Origin of the sequence: Salmonella sp. 3C (genome assembly GCF_025426275.1) — a bacterium.
In the GTDB taxonomy this organism is placed as follows: domain Bacteria; phylum Pseudomonadota; class Gammaproteobacteria; order Enterobacterales; family Enterobacteriaceae; genus Salmonella; species Salmonella enterica.
This window is the reverse complement of the sequence record NZ_CP104858.1, coordinates 1,439,403-1,454,456: the sequence shown is the minus strand read 5'-3', so window position 1 is coordinate 1,454,456 and position 15,054 is coordinate 1,439,403. Positions and strand designations below refer to the sequence as shown.

Here is a 15,054-nt window from a genome sequence, read left to right as displayed (position 1 = left end):
TGAATCTCACTACTGATTTTCACCGCGCGCCATGATAGAAAAGAAAACATGTTGTAAAAATGCGGTGATACTCATGCCCGAACCCGTCGCTGAACCGGCGCTAAACGGATTGCGCCTCAATCTGCGTATTGTCTCCATTGTGATGTTTAACTTTGCCAGCTACCTGACCATCGGCCTGCCGCTCGCCGTCTTGCCCGGCTATGTGCATGATGCGATGGGATTCAGCGCGTTCTGGGCGGGGCTTATTATCAGCCTGCAATACTTCGCCACTCTGTTAAGCCGTCCCCATGCCGGGCGGTATGCGGATGTATTAGGGCCGAAAAAAATCGTTGTCTTTGGCTTATGCGGCTGTTTTTTAAGCGGACTCGGCTACCTGCTGGCGGATATCGCCAGCGCCTGGCCGATGATCAGTTTGTTGCTACTGGGGCTGGGTCGCGTGATTTTGGGGATTGGGCAAAGTTTTGCCGGCACCGGTTCGACACTATGGGGCGTCGGCGTCGTCGGGTCGTTGCATATTGGTCGGGTCATCTCCTGGAACGGTATCGTCACCTACGGCGCAATGGCGATGGGCGCGCCGCTGGGCGTGCTGTGTTATGCCTGGGGCGGGTTACAGGGACTGGCGCTAACGGTGATGGGCGTGGCGCTGTTGGCGGTACTGTTAGCCCTTCCACGTCCGTCGGTGAAGGCGAACAAAGGCAAGCCGCTGCCGTTTCGCGCGGTGCTGGGGCGTGTCTGGCTGTATGGTATGGCGTTGGCGCTGGCCTCGGCAGGGTTTGGCGTCATCGCGACGTTTATTACCTTATTTTATGATGCTAAAGGCTGGGATGGCGCCGCCTTTGCGCTCACGTTATTTAGCGTCGCGTTTGTCGGCACGCGTTTGCTGTTCCCTAACGGCATCAATCGTTTAGGCGGGTTGAATGTCGCCATGATCTGCTTTGGCGTGGAGATTATTGGTCTGTTACTTGTGGGGACGGCAGCCATGCCGTGGATGGCAAAAATCGGCGTTTTACTCACGGGGATGGGGTTTTCGCTGGTCTTTCCGGCGCTGGGCGTGGTGGCCGTCAAAGCCGTGCCGCCGCAGAACCAGGGCGCGGCGCTGGCGACCTATACCGTCTTTATGGATATGTCTTTGGGGATTACCGGGCCGCTGGCGGGGCTGGTGATGACCTGGGCGGGCGTGCCGGTGATTTATCTGGCGGCAGCCGGGCTGGTAACGATGGCGCTATTGCTGACTTGGCGCTTAAAAAAACGGCCTCCGTCTGCACTGCCGGAGGCCGCATCATCATCGTAAAGGTTACTTAATAACTAACGTATTGATGATGTTTTCAGCCGTGGTTTGCGCTTTTTGCTGATTGTCCGCAGGCAGCGTGACCTGAATCGTCAGCAATTGGTTATCCACTTTGCCCAGCACGATGGAAGAGTACGCCGTCTGGCCTTTCGCGGAGATAATGCTGTCCAGTTGTTGCAACGTATGGCCTTTGAGCTCAATAGACTTATTGGTGACCACCTGAAGCTGCGGGTCGCGGCTACGCTGTTGCTCAAGCAGGCGGTTCGCCAGCACCGGCAACGCTTCATCGGTATTATCGCCGACGATAACAATCACCGCTTTCTGGCCCGTCGGGTCAGAATAAACGTGCATATTATTCGCCTGGGTGCCCAGCTTACCGCTTTGATCGGTCATATCCGCCGGCAGCGAGAAACTGAGTTTGCCATCCATCAGGCTGATGGGCTGACCGGAGGCCTGGCTTTCCGCGGCGGCGCTTTCTGCCGACGCTTTTGTATCATTGTTATCACAGGCCGCAAGCCCCATAACCAGCAGGCCAATACCGGCATATTTAACCAAATTGCGCATTGACTTCTTCCTTTCGATAAACGGCCATAACGGCTCATTCGCTCATCTTATCACAACTCGGAAAACGAACCTTTAACTTGCCGGTAATGGGGAAATTTCAGATTTATCTGCCAGCTTTTTCAGCAACATATTCAGTAGAACGCCGTACATCGGCAGGAAGAAAATAATGCTGATGAGCACCTTAAAGCAATAATCCACCAGCGCAATTTCCATCCAGTGCCCGGCCATAAAGGCATCGGGGCTTCGCCAGAACGCAATGAAGAAAAAGGCAAGGGTATCGCTGATATTGCCAAACAGCGTTGAAGCGGTCGGCGCCAGCCACCAGCGACGATTTTGGCGCAGGCGGTTAAACACATGGACATCAAGGATCTGTCCCAGCGCGTAGGCCATAAAGCTGGCGGCGGCGATACGGGCGACGAACAGATTAAAGTTCGCCAACGCGGCGAAACCTTGCCAGGCGCCCATATAGAACAGCGATGAAACCACATATGACACCAGCAGCGCAGGGATCATGACGGCGAAGATAATGCGGCGCGCCAGCGGTGCGCCAAAAATACGCACGGTAAGATCGGTGGCGAGAAAAATAAAAGGAAAACTAAACGCGCCCCAGGTCGTGTGGAAACCAAAAATAGTGATGGGGAGCTGCACCAGATAGTTACTGGAAATGATCACCAGTAAATGGAATAGCGATAGCCAGAACAACGCTTTTACGCGCTGTGATTGTGTAAACGGAGTCATATTGTGACCTTTTTGTTGGATGGGGTGAGGGAACCCAATAAAGAACCGCCGCATAATACTGTTTTGCGCTGGCATTGCAATGGCTAATTTTCACGCAATCGTTAACCTGCCTGGCTTACTGACGAAGATGGGCGTAAAATATCGCCGTTTTTCTACCATTGAGACGAAGATGAGCGATCTGTTTTCCTCCCCTGACCATACGCTTGACGCCCTGGGGCTGCGTTGCCCTGAACCGGTAATGATGGTGCGCAAAACGGTGCGCAACATGCAAACTGGCGAAACATTGCTGATTATCGCCGACGATCCGGCGACGACGCGTGATATTCCGGGGTTCTGTACCTTTATGGAACACGATTTGCTGGCGCAAGAGACGGAGGGTCTGCCGTACCGCTATTTATTGCGTAAAGCGCATTAACCGCACGGCAGATAGCATTCTGATTAGAAGCGTTCCCAGTTCGCCTGTTCTGCGGCGGGCTGTGGTGTTAAACCTTTGCTTAACGGCGTCGGCGACGCCTCCCGACGAGGCTGTTTCTGGATGTGGAACGCGGCGACCGCCTGACGAAGTTCGTTAGCCTGATCTTCCAGCGCCGCCGCCGCTGCTGCGGATTCTTCTACCAGCGAGGCGTTTTGCTGCGTCACGCTGTCCATTTCCGATACCGCCTGCGCCACCTGCTCAATGCCTTTGCTTTGCTCATCGGAGGCAGAGGCGATTTCGCCCATAATATCGGTCACGTGGGTCACGGCGTTGACGATCTCTTTCATGGTTTCTCCCGCTTCGCGTACCTGCGTAGAGCCGGTATCAATGCGCGACACGGAGTTTTCAATCAGCACTTTGATCTCTTTGGCGGCCTGCGCGCTACGGCTGGCCAACGTGCGTACCTCTCCGGCCACGACCGCGAATCCTCGCCCCTGTTCGCCGGCGCGGGCGGCTTCTACCGCGGCGTTCAGCGCCAGGATATTAGTCTGGAAGGCGATACCGTCAATCACGCTGGTGATGTCCACGATTTTTTCCGAGCTTTCGGCGATATCGTTCATGGTGTTCACTACGTTATCCACCACGCGTCCTCCTTTACGCGCGGTTTCTGATGCGGTTTTCGCCAGACCCGTCGCCTGGCGTGCGTTATCGGTGTTTTGCCGTACCGTGGCGGTTAACTGTTCCATGCTGGCGGCGGTCTCCTCCAGCGCCGAGGCCTGCTGTTCGGTACGGGAAGAGAGGTCGCTGCTGCCGGCGGAAATTTCGCCTGCGCCAGTATAGATAGAGTCTGCGTTATCGCGCACCGCGCTGACGGTACGGATTAACGACTGCTGCATCGTTTTAAGACCGGCGGCCAGTTGGCCCATTTCACTGCGTCCTTCGGCCTCTATCTCATGGGTAAGATCGCCGTCGGCGATCGTTTGAATGTGCGCCATAATCCGTTGCAGCGGGCGGAGTAGAACGCGTTGCAGCCCCAGCCAGATAAACGCCAGCACGATGAGTACGATAAGTAGAATTATCCCCAGCGTCCATTGCATCTGGGTAAAACTGCTCTGATTCTGATCGCTGGCTAATTTTATTAATTGCGCATTTTGAGAGAGCCACTGGTCATATACCTGCTCCATGTCATCCTGCGCTTTTTGCGCGTCAAGGTTGCCATAGGCGGCGTAATTATCGGCTTTAAGATAGTGGATAGACTGCTGCAAAACGTCATACATCTGCTTAAAGCTGGCTTCGGCCTGGGCATCCAACGCCGGATCTTTGCCTGCGATCGCTTCGGAGTTCACGTAGTTGTTGAAATGCTTTTCCGCTTCGTTGAGCGACGCGCCAGCGTTGGTTAACAGCGTGTTCATGGCGTCCAGCGAGGCGGGATCGCGCTGATTTTTTAACATGCGTATCGCCACGCGGTTAATGGTGACGCGGGTTTCAATCAATGTCTGAAAACTGCCGCCCAGTTCCTGTTGTTGGTAACTCAGTGCGCTCGCATTCTGGAAATTCAGCCGATCGCTGCTGACGGCGGAATAAAACAGTATTCCTGTCACCAGCAATAAGGCGCTAAATATGCCCAGCGTCGCGATAACGCCGGTGATGACTTTGATATTTTTCATAGTGCCTAACATTCCTTATTTTGTAGACGGTATGATCAATATCGGTTGGATAAAAATTAACCTTACATCAAATCACGCTATTTCTGATTAATGGTTTGATAAGTAATAGAAAATAAATAATTTTCGCGTGAATAATATGTACAAAGAAAGGAATACCGCGGGATAACCCGGCGACACGACGCCGCCGGGCGGGAGAAGATTAGTTTTTACGCAGCAAACGTAGCGCGTTGGCGGTCACCAATACCGTGGCTCCCGTATCCGCCAGGATTGCCAGCCATAGCCCGGTAAAACCAAGTAGCGTCGTCACCAGGAAAATGGCTTTCAGCCCCAGCGCAATGGTGATGTTCTGCCGGATATTCGCGTGGGTAGCGCGCGCCAGCGTAATCATCTGCGCTAACCCGCGCAGACGGTTATGAGTAAGGGCGGCGTCAGCCGTTTCCAGCGCGACGTCAGTACCGCTGCCCATCGCAATTCCGATACTGGCGGCTTTCATCGCGGGCGCATCATTAATGCCGTCGCCCACCATCGCCAGCGGCGCTTGTTGGTTAAGGGCGGTGACTGCCCGCACCTTGTCTTCCGGCAGTAGTCCGGCTTTAAACGCCAGATCCAGCTCGCCGGCAATCGCTGCCGCCGCCCGTGGGTTATCGCCGGTCAGAATCACGCCGTTAACGCCTAACTGATGCAGTTCGCGGATGGCGTCGCGCGCATCGTCACGCAACGTATCCTGGAGGGCGAGGACGCCAACAACGGTCTCGTTACGCAGCACCAGAACCACCGTCTGCCCGGCGTTTTCCAGTTCGCTAATTTGCCCGGCAAACGCTGCCGTAGGCTGTTTTCCCGCCGCGCAAATCAGAATACGTTCGCCGTTAACCTGCGCTTCAATTCCGGTGCCGGCCAGCGTTCGCTGCGATTCCGCCGTCGGGATCGCCAGATCGCGTGTCTGCGCTTCGCGGACAATAGCCTGCGCCAGCGGGTGCGTAGCGCCTTGTTCTACGGCTGCCGCCAGCGCCAACAGTTCAGCCTCGCTGATACCGCTTGCCGGATGAATCGCCGTCACCCGTGGTTTACCAATGGTCAACGTACCGGTTTTATCAAAGGCGACCTGCGTGATACGGCCCAGTTGCTCCAGCGCTGCGCCGCCTTTAATCAATGCGCCGCGCCGTGCCGCCGCCGCCAGCCCGGAGGTAATGGCCGCGGGCGTGGAGATCACCAGCGCGCACGGGCAACCGATGAGCAGCAGCGTCAGCCCTTTATAAATCCACTCCTGCCAGCCGCCCTCGAACATCAGCGGCGGAATAAGCGTCACCAGCAGCGCGATGACCATAATGACTGGCGTATAGATGCGGCTGAAACGGTCAATAAACCGCTCAATGGGCGCACGGCGCTCTTCCGCCTCTTCAATCAGCGTCAGGATACGGTCAATCGCGCTGGCGCCAGGTTCAGATAGCACCTCCAGGGTGACGAGACGGTCAACGCTGGTCGCGCCTGCCGGGACTTTGTCGCCCGTTGCGCGCTCCACAGGGATAGACTCGCCGGTGAGCGCGCTTTCATCAAAGCTGGCGAAACCGGAAACCAGTTTACCGTCGGCGGGTAAACGCCCCCCGGCGGCGACTTCGATAATATCGCCCGGTCGCAGGGTATTAATAGCGACCTCTTCCCGCACGCCGTCGCGCAGACGGGTCGCCGTTTCCGGTTTAAGCGCCATTAACGCGCTGACGCCTTTACGGGCGCGGCTGGCGGCCCATCCTTCCAGGCGCTCGCCGATGAGGAACAGCAGCAATACCATTGCCGCCTCCGCCGTCGCGCCAATAAACAGCGCGCCAATGGCGGCGACGCTCATCAGCGTTTCAATAGCGAACCAACTGCCGCTTTTCATCAGCCGCAGCGCCTGGCGGGCAATAGGATACAGACCGACCAGGGTGGTGGCGATAAAGGCCAGTTGGCCGAACGGGTGGTTAAATTGCTCCAGCCCCCAGCTTATCGCCATCATAATGATCAGCGTAATAAGCGGCAGGTTCTCTTTAAGACGAGATTCAGGCGCGGCGTCGCGCGAATCTTCGCTACGCAAGGTATAACCCGCCTTCTGTACGGCGCGTTCAATTTGCGCGCGGAGGTCGGCGTCGGCATCGACCACTAACTTTTCGGTGGCGAACAGCACTTGCGCCTGGTTGACGCCGCGAATTTGGCGGACCGCATTCTCCACTTTTCGGGCGCAGGCGGCGCAGTCCATGCCGGAGATTTTCCAGGTATAGCGCGTGCCTGCCACGGCAGTAGAAACAGGCGCGCTGGACGCGCAATGTTCTTCGCAGCAGCAGCTATCGGCCTTCTGTATCGCCGGGGCTAATCTGAAGGAGGTAAAGGGCGGGACTTTTTTGCCATCGGTATCAGGGGTCGACATAACGTCCTCCGGTTGATGATAATTTTCTCATTAACCGGAGGATACACTCTGGAGTCGACTCCAGAGTCAAGCGCTATTATTTACAGGTACAGCGAGCGAACAATCAGGAAGTGTCCGGCAAAGTAGCAGGCGGCGGCAATCGCGTTATCCGCCCGGAAACGGCGGCGGTAATGGCTACCCAGCCAGACGATATTGCCGATAAACAGCAGCGTCGCGCCGGTAAAGGCCGAAAGGGCTGGCGCCGTTGGGCGGAAGAACCACAGTTCGCCCGCCAGCCAGACCATGACCAGCGTCATGGCGATAAAAGTACATACCGGCCAGCGTAGCTCCTCCAGTCGCGTCCAGATAACGGCGATAAGCAACGCGCCGACTATCAGTAACGCCAGCGGCAGCGGCCAGAAGAACGACAACGTCATTTGGCTGGCAAAGTAAATGGTGTAGAGCAGATGCGATAAGAAAAATGCCCCGACGGCGTACAACAGGCGTTGACGCGGTAAGAGCGTTAACGCATCGCCGACCAGCGAGGCGCACAGTCCGGCCAACACAAGATAACTGATGGCGTCAAACATCGGCGCTTGCCAGGCCAGTAACAGCAATAGTAATAACGTGACGGGCTTAAAAACCCAGCGTTGCCAGGCTGGCCCGCGATAGGAGGCGTCCACATACAGCCATGCGGACAGGCAGACAGCGATAAACGACCAAAGCATCTTAATTCCTTGAATTCGTTATTTTTTCGCAAACGGTATGCTTGCGGCTCTATTATTCAGTGTAGAGGCCGTGACGGTCAGATGACAACACTATAACGGGCAGGGTATGCTTATTTCCGCATTTTCTGACAGGTTAACATCATGAGTAAGCCACCGCTTTTCTTCATTATAATCATCGCATTAATCGTAGTTGCCGCGTCGTTTCGCTTCGTTCAGCAACGGCGGGAAAAAGCCGCTAATGAGGCGGCACCGTTACAGCAAAAGCAGGTCGTGGTCAGCAGTAAACGGGAGAAGCCGGTTAACGACCGACGCTCTCGCCAGCAGGAAGTGAGCCCGGCGGGAACCAGTATGCGCTATGAGGTCAGTTTTAAGCCGCTCAATGGCGGTCTGGAAAAAACTTTCCGTTTACAAGCGCAGCAGTACCACGCTTTGACGGTGGGCGATCAAGGTACGCTGAGCTATAAGGGAACGCGGTTCGTCGGGTTTGTTAGCCGTACCCCGGATAACGAATAAACCGTCATCCGGCAGCAAACGTTATTTTTTGTTCTTAAACTTCTTCTGCCAGACCAGCAGCTCAAACACGCCGAACAGGAAAATGCGGATTTTCTCTCCCGTCGTCATCTGCGGACCCGCTTTCGGTATCGTTGATTTCAGTAGCGCCAGTTGCATACCGTGCATCAGCGCCATGAACACCAACGCCACGTTGACGAAGATATTGAGCGGGCGCGGGAAGGGATGCACCAGATTAAGAATCAAAAATGCCCACACGAAGAGCATTAATAAGCGGCCCAGATTAATCAACATCATTTTCTCCTTGCGCGTCGCGCTGATACAGACGATAAGCGACCTGTCCGGCCACCTTTTCTCGATACAATGCCCAGTTCGCCGGAACGGGCGGCAGACCGTTTTCCACCTCGCTTTCTACGTAGATTAGCGCGTCGTCGGCCAGCCATCCCTGGGTTTCCAGCAATTGTAACGTCTCTTCCAGCAGCCCTTTACGAAACGGCGGGTCGACAAAGACGACGTGATGCGGCGTCCCCGGCTGGCTGAGGAAGGTCAGAGTATTGGTATTGACGACGCGAGCATTGTTGGCTTTCAGCGTCGCCAGATTTTTTTGCAACTGCTGCGATACGGCGCGATCCATTTCCAGTAACGTTGCCTGGGCCGCATAACGTGATAGCGCTTCCAGACCCAGCGCGCCGCTGCCGGCAAAGCAATCCAGACAATGGGCGTCTACCATTACCGGAGCCAGCCAGTTAAATAACGTTTCGCGCACGCGATCGGTGGTGGGACGCAGACCCGGGCTGTCCGGAACCGGTAATTTACGGCCACGCCATTGCCCGCCAATAATGCGGATTTGGCCGCTGCCAGAGTGAGTCGGTTTTTTCATTTCTCTTGCTCGAACCGCCTGTTGCAAGTTATTCCAGGCGGTGATGTGAATTAAGTTAAGTGATAGACTATTTCATCATTTTTTTAGCTTCCATGTATATAGCGCCGCGAGGGGTGTAGTCGCAGATGGCAAAACAGAAAAAACGTGGCTTCTTTTCCTGGTTGGGCTTCGGTGATAAAGAGCAGAAGCAGGAACAGACCGAAGAACAGCAGATTGTTGAGGAACAACGACCGGTTGAGCCCCCTGTTGAAACGGCGGCAGACGTAGACGCGCAAACGCCCGCGCACAGCAAAGCAGAAACCGAAGCCTTTGCGGAAGAGGTGGTGGACGTTACTGAGAAAGTTCAGGAGAGCGAAAAACCGCAGCCGGTAGAGCCGGAGCCCGCGGCGGCCATTGAGACGGCAGCGCCGCAGATCGCGGTGGAACGCGAGGAATTGCCGCTGCCGGAAGAGGTCAAAGACGAGGCTATCTCGCCGGAAGAGTGGCAGGCCGAAGCGGAAACTGTAGAGGTCATTGCCGCGGTAGAAGAAGAGGGCGAAAACGCGGCGAAATTCACCGACGAAGAGCTGGAAGCGCAGGCGCTGGCCGCTCAGGCGGCGGAAGAGGCGGTGATGGTTGTTCCGCCGGCGGAAGAAGACGCGCCGGTGGAAGCGATCGTTCAGGAGCAGGAAAAACCGACTAAAGAAGGTTTCTTTGCCCGCCTGAAACGCAGTCTGCTGAAAACCAAAGAAAATCTCGGTTCCGGATTTATCAGTCTGTTCCGCGGCAAGAAAATCGACGATGATTTGTTCGAGGAGCTGGAAGAGCAGTTGCTCATCGCTGATGTCGGGGTGGAAACCACGCGTAAGATTATCGCTAATCTGACGGAAGGCGCCAGCCGCAAACAGCTTAAAGATGCCGAGGCGCTGTATGGTCTGTTGAAAGACGAGATGGGCGAGATTCTGGCGAAGGTAGACGAACCGCTTAATATTGAAGGTAAAACGCCTTTTGTTATTCTGATGGTTGGCGTGAACGGCGTGGGTAAAACCACTACTATCGGTAAACTGGCGCGCCAGTTTGAGCAGCAGGGTAAATCAGTGATGCTGGCGGCGGGGGATACTTTCCGCGCGGCGGCGGTCGAACAGCTACAGGTCTGGGGACAGCGTAACAACATTCCGGTTATCGCCCAGCATACCGGTGCGGACTCTGCCTCGGTGATTTTTGACTCTATCCAGGCCGCGAAGGCGCGTAATGTGGATGTGTTAATTGCCGATACGGCAGGGCGTCTGCAGAACAAGTTGCACCTGATGGAAGAGCTGAAAAAAATCGTTCGCGTCATGAAAAAGCTGGACGAAGAAGCGCCACATGAAGTTATGCTGACCATTGACGCCAGCACCGGACAGAACGCGGTAAGCCAGGCCAAACTGTTCCATGAAGCGGTAGGCTTAACCGGTATTACCCTGACCAAGCTGGACGGTACGGCGAAAGGCGGGGTGATTTTCTCGGTAGCTGACCAGTTTGGCATTCCTATCCGTTACATTGGCGTGGGCGAACGTATCGAGGATTTGCGTCCGTTTAAGGCGGACGATTTTATTGAGGCACTTTTTGCCCGAGAGGATTAACAATGATTCGCTTTGAACATGTCAGCAAGGCCTATCTCGGCGGGAGACAAGCGCTGCAGGGAGTGACATTCCATATGCGGCCAGGCGAGATGGCGTTTCTGACCGGCCACTCCGGCGCGGGGAAAAGTACCCTGCTGAAGCTAATCTGTGGGATTGAGCGGCCCAGCGCCGGCAAAATCTTCTTCAGCGGGCATGATATTACGCGCCTGAAAAACCGCGAAGTGCCGTTTTTGCGCCGCCAGATTGGGATGATTTTCCAGGATCACCATCTGCTGATGGATCGCACGGTCTATGACAATGTGGCGATACCGTTAATCATTGCCGGCGCCAGCGGCGATGATATCCGTCGTCGTGTGTCGGCGGCGCTGGATAAGGTTGGACTACTGGACAAAGCGAGAAACTTCCCGATTCAACTCTCCGGAGGCGAACAACAGCGCGTGGGCATCGCCCGCGCGGTGGTCAATAAGCCAGCGGTATTGCTGGCGGATGAACCGACCGGGAACCTGGACGACGCGTTGTCGGAAGGGATTTTACGTCTGTTTGAAGAGTTTAACCGCGTAGGGGTGACGGTACTGATGGCGACGCACGATATTGGACTTATCTCCCGTCGTTCCTATAGGCAGCTCGTCCTGAGCGATGGACATCTGCATGGAGGCCTGGCCAATGAATAGGCGCGACGCGATTAACCAAATCAGGCAGTTCGGCGGACGGTTGGATCGACTGCGTAAGTCTCGCGGCGGAACAGGCGGCGGGCGCAACGCGCCAGGACGCCAGAAGCCGACGCCGAAACCGAACTCACGTAAAACGAATGTCTTTAATGAACAGGTGCGCTATGCCTGGCACGGCGCGCTGCAGGATCTGAAAAGCAAACCGCTGGCGACGTTTCTGACGGTGATGGTGATCGCCATCTCCCTGACGCTGCCCAGCGTCTGTTACATGGTCTATAAGAACGTCAACCAGGCGGCGACTCAGTATTACCCGTCGCCGCAGATCACCGTTTATCTGCAAAAAACGCTGGATGATGACGCGGCGGCACGGGTTGTTGGGCAGCTTCAGGCCGAGCAGGGCGTTGAGAAGGTCAACTACCTGTCCCGTGAGGACGCGTTGGGAGAATTCCGCAACTGGTCGGGTTTTGGCGGCGCGCTGGACATGCTGGAAGAGAACCCGCTACCGGCGGTGGCAGTGGTGATCCCCAAGCTGGACTTCCAGAGTACCGCCTCGCTTAATACGCTGCGCGACCGTATCTCGCAGATTAACGGCATTGACGAAGTCCGCATGGATGATAGCTGGTTTGCGCGCCTGGCGGCGCTCACCGGGCTGGTGGGCCGCGTGTCGGCGATGATCGGCGTGCTGATGGTCGCGGCGGTCTTCCTCGTTATCGGCAACAGCGTGCGCCTGAGCATTTTTGCCCGTCGCGACACCATTAACGTGCAAAAGCTGATTGGCGCGACCGATGGCTTTATCCTGCGTCCGTTCCTCTACGGCGGCGCGTTGCTCGGTTTTTCCGGCGCGTTTCTTTCACTGATATTGTCTGAAATTTTGGTGATGCGTTTATCATCGGCGGTGACTGAAGTGGCGCAGGTCTTCGGCACGAAGTTTGATCTCAATGGCTTATCGTTCGATGAGTGCCTGTTGCTGCTGCTGGTCTGTTCCATGATTGGCTGGATCGCCGCCTGGCTGGCCACGGTGCAACATTTACGTCACTTTACTCCCGATTGATAAAATCGTGGTATAATCTTTCCCTGCAATGGGCTTCCGTTCGCAGGGAAAGAGTCCCTGTTGTCTCTTCCCCGCGCGTCATCTTTATGTCACAAGATTTGTGCAAATTATGCACAGTGTTACATTGAACTTGTGGATAAAATCACTGTCTGATAAAAGAGTGGGTGATATTCTCGTTGCTCATCGGCTTTGGCACGGTTGTTGCTCGCTGACGGTGCCAGGCAATACTGATTGAGAGGATTTGAATGACCAAAGAAATGCAAAATTTAGCTTTAGCCCCTGTTGGCAACCTGGAATCTTATATCCGGGCGGCGAACGCGTGGCCGATGTTATCGGCTGACGAGGAGCGGGCATTGGCTGAAAGGCTGCATTACCAGGGCGATCTGGAAGCAGCTAAAACGCTGATCCTGTCTCACCTGCGCTTTGTTGTTCATATTGCTCGTAACTATGCGGGCTATGGTCTGCCGCAGGCGGATTTGATCCAGGAAGGCAACATCGGCCTGATGAAAGCCGTACGTCGTTTTAACCCGGAAGTAGGCGTGCGCCTGGTTTCCTTCGCCGTACACTGGATTAAAGCAGAAATTCACGAATACGTGCTGCGTAACTGGCGTATCGTTAAAGTCGCAACCACGAAAGCGCAGCGTAAGCTGTTCTTTAATCTGCGTAAAACCAAGCAGCGTCTGGGCTGGTTTAATCAGGATGAGGTTGAAATGGTGGCGCGCGAACTGGGTGTTTCCAGTAAAGACGTGCGTGAGATGGAGTCGCGTATGGCGGCGCAGGACATGACGTTTGACATGTCTTCGGACGATGAGTCCGACAGCCAGCCAATGGCGCCGGTGCTGTATCTGCAGGATAAATCGTCTAACTTTGCCGACGGCATTGAAGACGATAACTGGGAAGAGCAGGCCGCCAACCGACTGACCGACGCGATGCAGGGGCTCGACGAGCGTAGCCAGGATATTATCCGCGCTCGCTGGCTGGACGAAGACAATAAGTCTACGTTGCAGGAGCTGGCCGATCGTTACGGCGTCTCCGCTGAGCGTGTGCGCCAGCTTGAAAAGAACGCCATGAAAAAGCTTCGCGCTGCGATCGAAGCGTAATCTTCGCGAATTGCCAATGAACCCTCGAATGTGAATTCGGGGGTTTTGTTTTTTGTAGGCCGGATAAGGCGTTTACCCTGCCATCCGGCAACACGTTTGCCCGATGGCGCTTCGCTTATCGGGCCTACGGACCCTTCCTCTCCCCCACCGACACAAATCTGTTATCTGAATGTAAATTTAGCTATTCCAAAATAATAAAAATCGGGTATGTTTTAGCAGAGTATGCTGCTAAAGCACGGGTAGCTAGCCAATAATCGAAATAAAGTGCTGAACAATAACACCACAACACACGTAACAACCAGAATAATGGGGATTATCAGGATGAATATGAAGGGTAAAACGTTATTGGCAGGATGTATCGCCCTGTCATTAAGCCATATGGCATTCGCAGAGGACATTAAAGTCGCGGTTGTCGGCGCGATGTCCGGTCCGGTGGCGCAGTATGGCGACCAGGAATTTACCGGTGCGGAGCAGGCAATTGCCGATATCAATGCGAAAGGCGGTATTAAAGGCGATAAGCTCGTCGCGGTGAAATATGACGACGCCTGCGACCCGAAACAGGCGGTAGCTGTCGCTAACAAAGTGGTGAACGACGGCATCAAGTATGTTATCGGACACTTATGCTCCTCTTCCACACAGCCAGCGTCTGATATCTACGAAGACGAAGGCATCCTGATGATAACCCCGGCGGCGACCGCGCCGGAGCTGACCGCGCGCGGCTATAAGCTGGTTTTGCGCACCACCGGTCTGGACTCTGACCAGGGGCCAACGGCGGCAAAGTATATTCTGGAGAAGGTAAAACCGCAGCGCATCGCGATTATCCACGATAAGCAGCAGTACGGCGAAGGGCTGGCGCGCGCGGTGCAGGACGGTCTGAAGAAAGGCGGCGTTAACGTCGTATTCTTTGACGGCATCACCGCCGGCGAAAAAGATTTCTCCACTCTGGTAGCGCGTCTGAAAAAAGAGAATATCGACTTTGTCTACTACGGCGGTTATCACCCGGAAATGGGGCAGATCCTGCGTCAGTCTCGCGCCGCAGGGCTGAAAACCCAGTTTATGGGGCCGGAAGGGGTGGCGAACGTGTCGCTGTCTAACATCGCCGGAGAGTCGGCGGAAGGCTTACTGGTCACCAAACCGAAGAACTACGACCAGGTCCCGGCGAACAAACCGATTGTGGATGCTATCAAAGCCAAGAAACAAGATCCTAGCGGCGCGTTTGTCTGGACCACCTACGCCGCGCTGCAATCGTTGCAGGCGGGGCTGAACCACTCCGACGATCCGGCGGAAATCGCCAAATACCTGAAAGGCGCCACGGTCGACACCGTAATGGGACCGCTGTCGTGGGATGAGAAAGGCGATCTGAAAGGATTTGAGTTCGGCGTGTTTGACTGGCATGCGAATGGTACGGCGACGGACGCCAAGTGATTTTCCTGGCGCCTTTCGCGCTGCAGGTGCGTTGGCTACGTT

15 protein-coding genes are annotated in these 15,054 nt (G+C 55.3%); 8 read left to right on the top strand and 7 right to left on the bottom strand.

Annotation, left to right across the window (positions count from 1 at the left end; genetic code table 11):
- Nucleotides 1–31: 31 nt before the first annotated feature.
- Nucleotides 32–1,291, top strand: a complete 1,260-nt coding sequence (locus N7E69_RS06980) for an MFS transporter (protein WP_001751762.1) — start codon at nt 32–34, stop codon at nt 1,289–1,291.
- A gap of 3 nt (nt 1,292–1,294) precedes the next feature.
- Here the strand turns inward: N7E69_RS06980 and N7E69_RS06975 are convergent, their stop codons facing one another.
- Both N7E69_RS06975 and N7E69_RS06970 read right to left on the bottom strand, forming a co-directional pair.
- On the bottom strand, nt 1,295–1,852 hold the full coding sequence (locus N7E69_RS06975) for a DcrB family lipoprotein (protein WP_001245277.1): 558 nt from the start codon (nt 1,850–1,852) through the stop codon (nt 1,295–1,297).
- Between the two features lie 72 nt (nt 1,853–1,924).
- Entirely contained in the window at nt 1,925–2,590 is a 666-nt protein-coding gene (locus N7E69_RS06970; RefSeq protein ID WP_001518097.1) for a 7-cyano-7-deazaguanine/7-aminomethyl-7-deazaguanine transporter, read from the bottom strand.
- 169 nt (nt 2,591–2,759) lie between these two features.
- Here N7E69_RS06970 and tusA point away from each other — a divergent pair, with 169 nt between their 5' ends.
- Nucleotides 2,760–3,005 (top strand): sulfurtransferase TusA, encoded by a 246-nt coding sequence (tusA, locus tag N7E69_RS06965; RefSeq protein ID WP_001541054.1) that lies wholly within the window; start codon nt 2,760–2,762, stop codon nt 3,003–3,005.
- Between the two features lie 23 nt (nt 3,006–3,028).
- On the opposite strand, the gene tcp is transcribed toward tusA, so the two are convergent.
- The 3 genes from tcp to N7E69_RS06950 all read right to left on the bottom strand — a co-directional run bounded on the left by tcp (nt 3,029) and on the right by N7E69_RS06950 (nt 7,777).
- A complete protein-coding gene (tcp, locus tag N7E69_RS06960; RefSeq protein ID WP_000789675.1) occupies nt 3,029–4,672 on the bottom strand; it encodes a methyl-accepting chemotaxis citrate transducer in 1,644 nt (547 codons plus the stop codon).
- A 199-nt stretch (nt 4,673–4,871) separates the two neighbouring features.
- Nucleotides 4,872–7,070 (bottom strand): Zn(II)/Cd(II)/Pb(II) translocating P-type ATPase ZntA, encoded by a 2,199-nt coding sequence (gene zntA, locus N7E69_RS06955; RefSeq protein ID WP_000106650.1) that lies wholly within the window; start codon nt 7,068–7,070, stop codon nt 4,872–4,874.
- A gap of 80 nt (nt 7,071–7,150) precedes the next feature.
- Nucleotides 7,151–7,777: a lysoplasmalogenase gene (locus N7E69_RS06950; protein WP_000964735.1), complete on the bottom strand. Its 627-nt coding sequence runs from the start codon at nt 7,775–7,777 to the stop codon at nt 7,151–7,153.
- 141 nt (nt 7,778–7,918) lie between these two features.
- On the opposite strand from N7E69_RS06950, the gene N7E69_RS06945 reads away from it, so the two are divergent.
- Entirely contained in the window at nt 7,919–8,290 is a 372-nt protein-coding gene (locus tag N7E69_RS06945) for a DUF2500 domain-containing protein (protein WP_000042859.1), read from the top strand.
- 21 nt (nt 8,291–8,311) lie between these two features.
- On the opposite strand, the gene N7E69_RS06940 is transcribed toward N7E69_RS06945, so the two are convergent.
- Nucleotides 8,312–8,581, bottom strand: a complete 270-nt coding sequence (locus N7E69_RS06940; RefSeq protein WP_000906757.1) for a DUF1145 family protein — start codon at nt 8,579–8,581, stop codon at nt 8,312–8,314.
- A complete protein-coding gene (gene rsmD / locus N7E69_RS06935) occupies nt 8,571–9,167 on the bottom strand; it encodes a 16S rRNA (guanine(966)-N(2))-methyltransferase (protein ID WP_000743277.1) in 597 nt (198 codons plus the stop codon). Before rsmD ends, N7E69_RS06940 begins: the two co-directional genes overlap by 11 nt.
- A gap of 125 nt (nt 9,168–9,292) precedes the next feature.
- On the opposite strand from rsmD, the gene ftsY reads away from it, so the two are divergent.
- The 5 genes from ftsY to livJ all read left to right on the top strand — a co-directional run bounded on the left by ftsY (nt 9,293) and on the right by livJ (nt 15,012).
- Nucleotides 9,293–10,768, top strand: a complete 1,476-nt coding sequence (gene ftsY / locus N7E69_RS06930) for a signal recognition particle-docking protein FtsY (RefSeq protein WP_001118687.1) — start codon at nt 9,293–9,295, stop codon at nt 10,766–10,768.
- Nucleotides 10,769–10,770: 2 nt separating this feature from the next.
- Nucleotides 10,771–11,439 (top strand): cell division ATP-binding protein FtsE, encoded by a 669-nt coding sequence (gene ftsE, locus N7E69_RS06925; protein ID WP_000617729.1) that lies wholly within the window; start codon nt 10,771–10,773, stop codon nt 11,437–11,439.
- On the top strand, nt 11,432–12,487 hold the full coding sequence (gene ftsX / locus N7E69_RS06920; protein ID WP_001081707.1) for a permease-like cell division protein FtsX: 1,056 nt from the start codon (nt 11,432–11,434) through the stop codon (nt 12,485–12,487). The genes ftsE and ftsX overlap by 8 nt, the downstream gene beginning before the upstream one ends.
- Before the next feature lie 245 nt (nt 12,488–12,732).
- Complete coding sequence (rpoH, locus tag N7E69_RS06915; RefSeq protein WP_000159621.1) at nt 12,733–13,587, top strand: RNA polymerase sigma factor RpoH; 855 nt, start codon at nt 12,733–12,735, stop codon at nt 13,585–13,587.
- 321 nt (nt 13,588–13,908) lie between these two features.
- Nucleotides 13,909–15,012, top strand: coding sequence for a branched chain amino acid ABC transporter substrate-binding protein LivJ (livJ, locus tag N7E69_RS06910; RefSeq protein WP_001839269.1), 1,104 nt, complete (start codon nt 13,909–13,911; stop codon nt 15,010–15,012).
- The last annotated feature ends 42 nt before the right edge of the window (nt 15,013–15,054 follow it).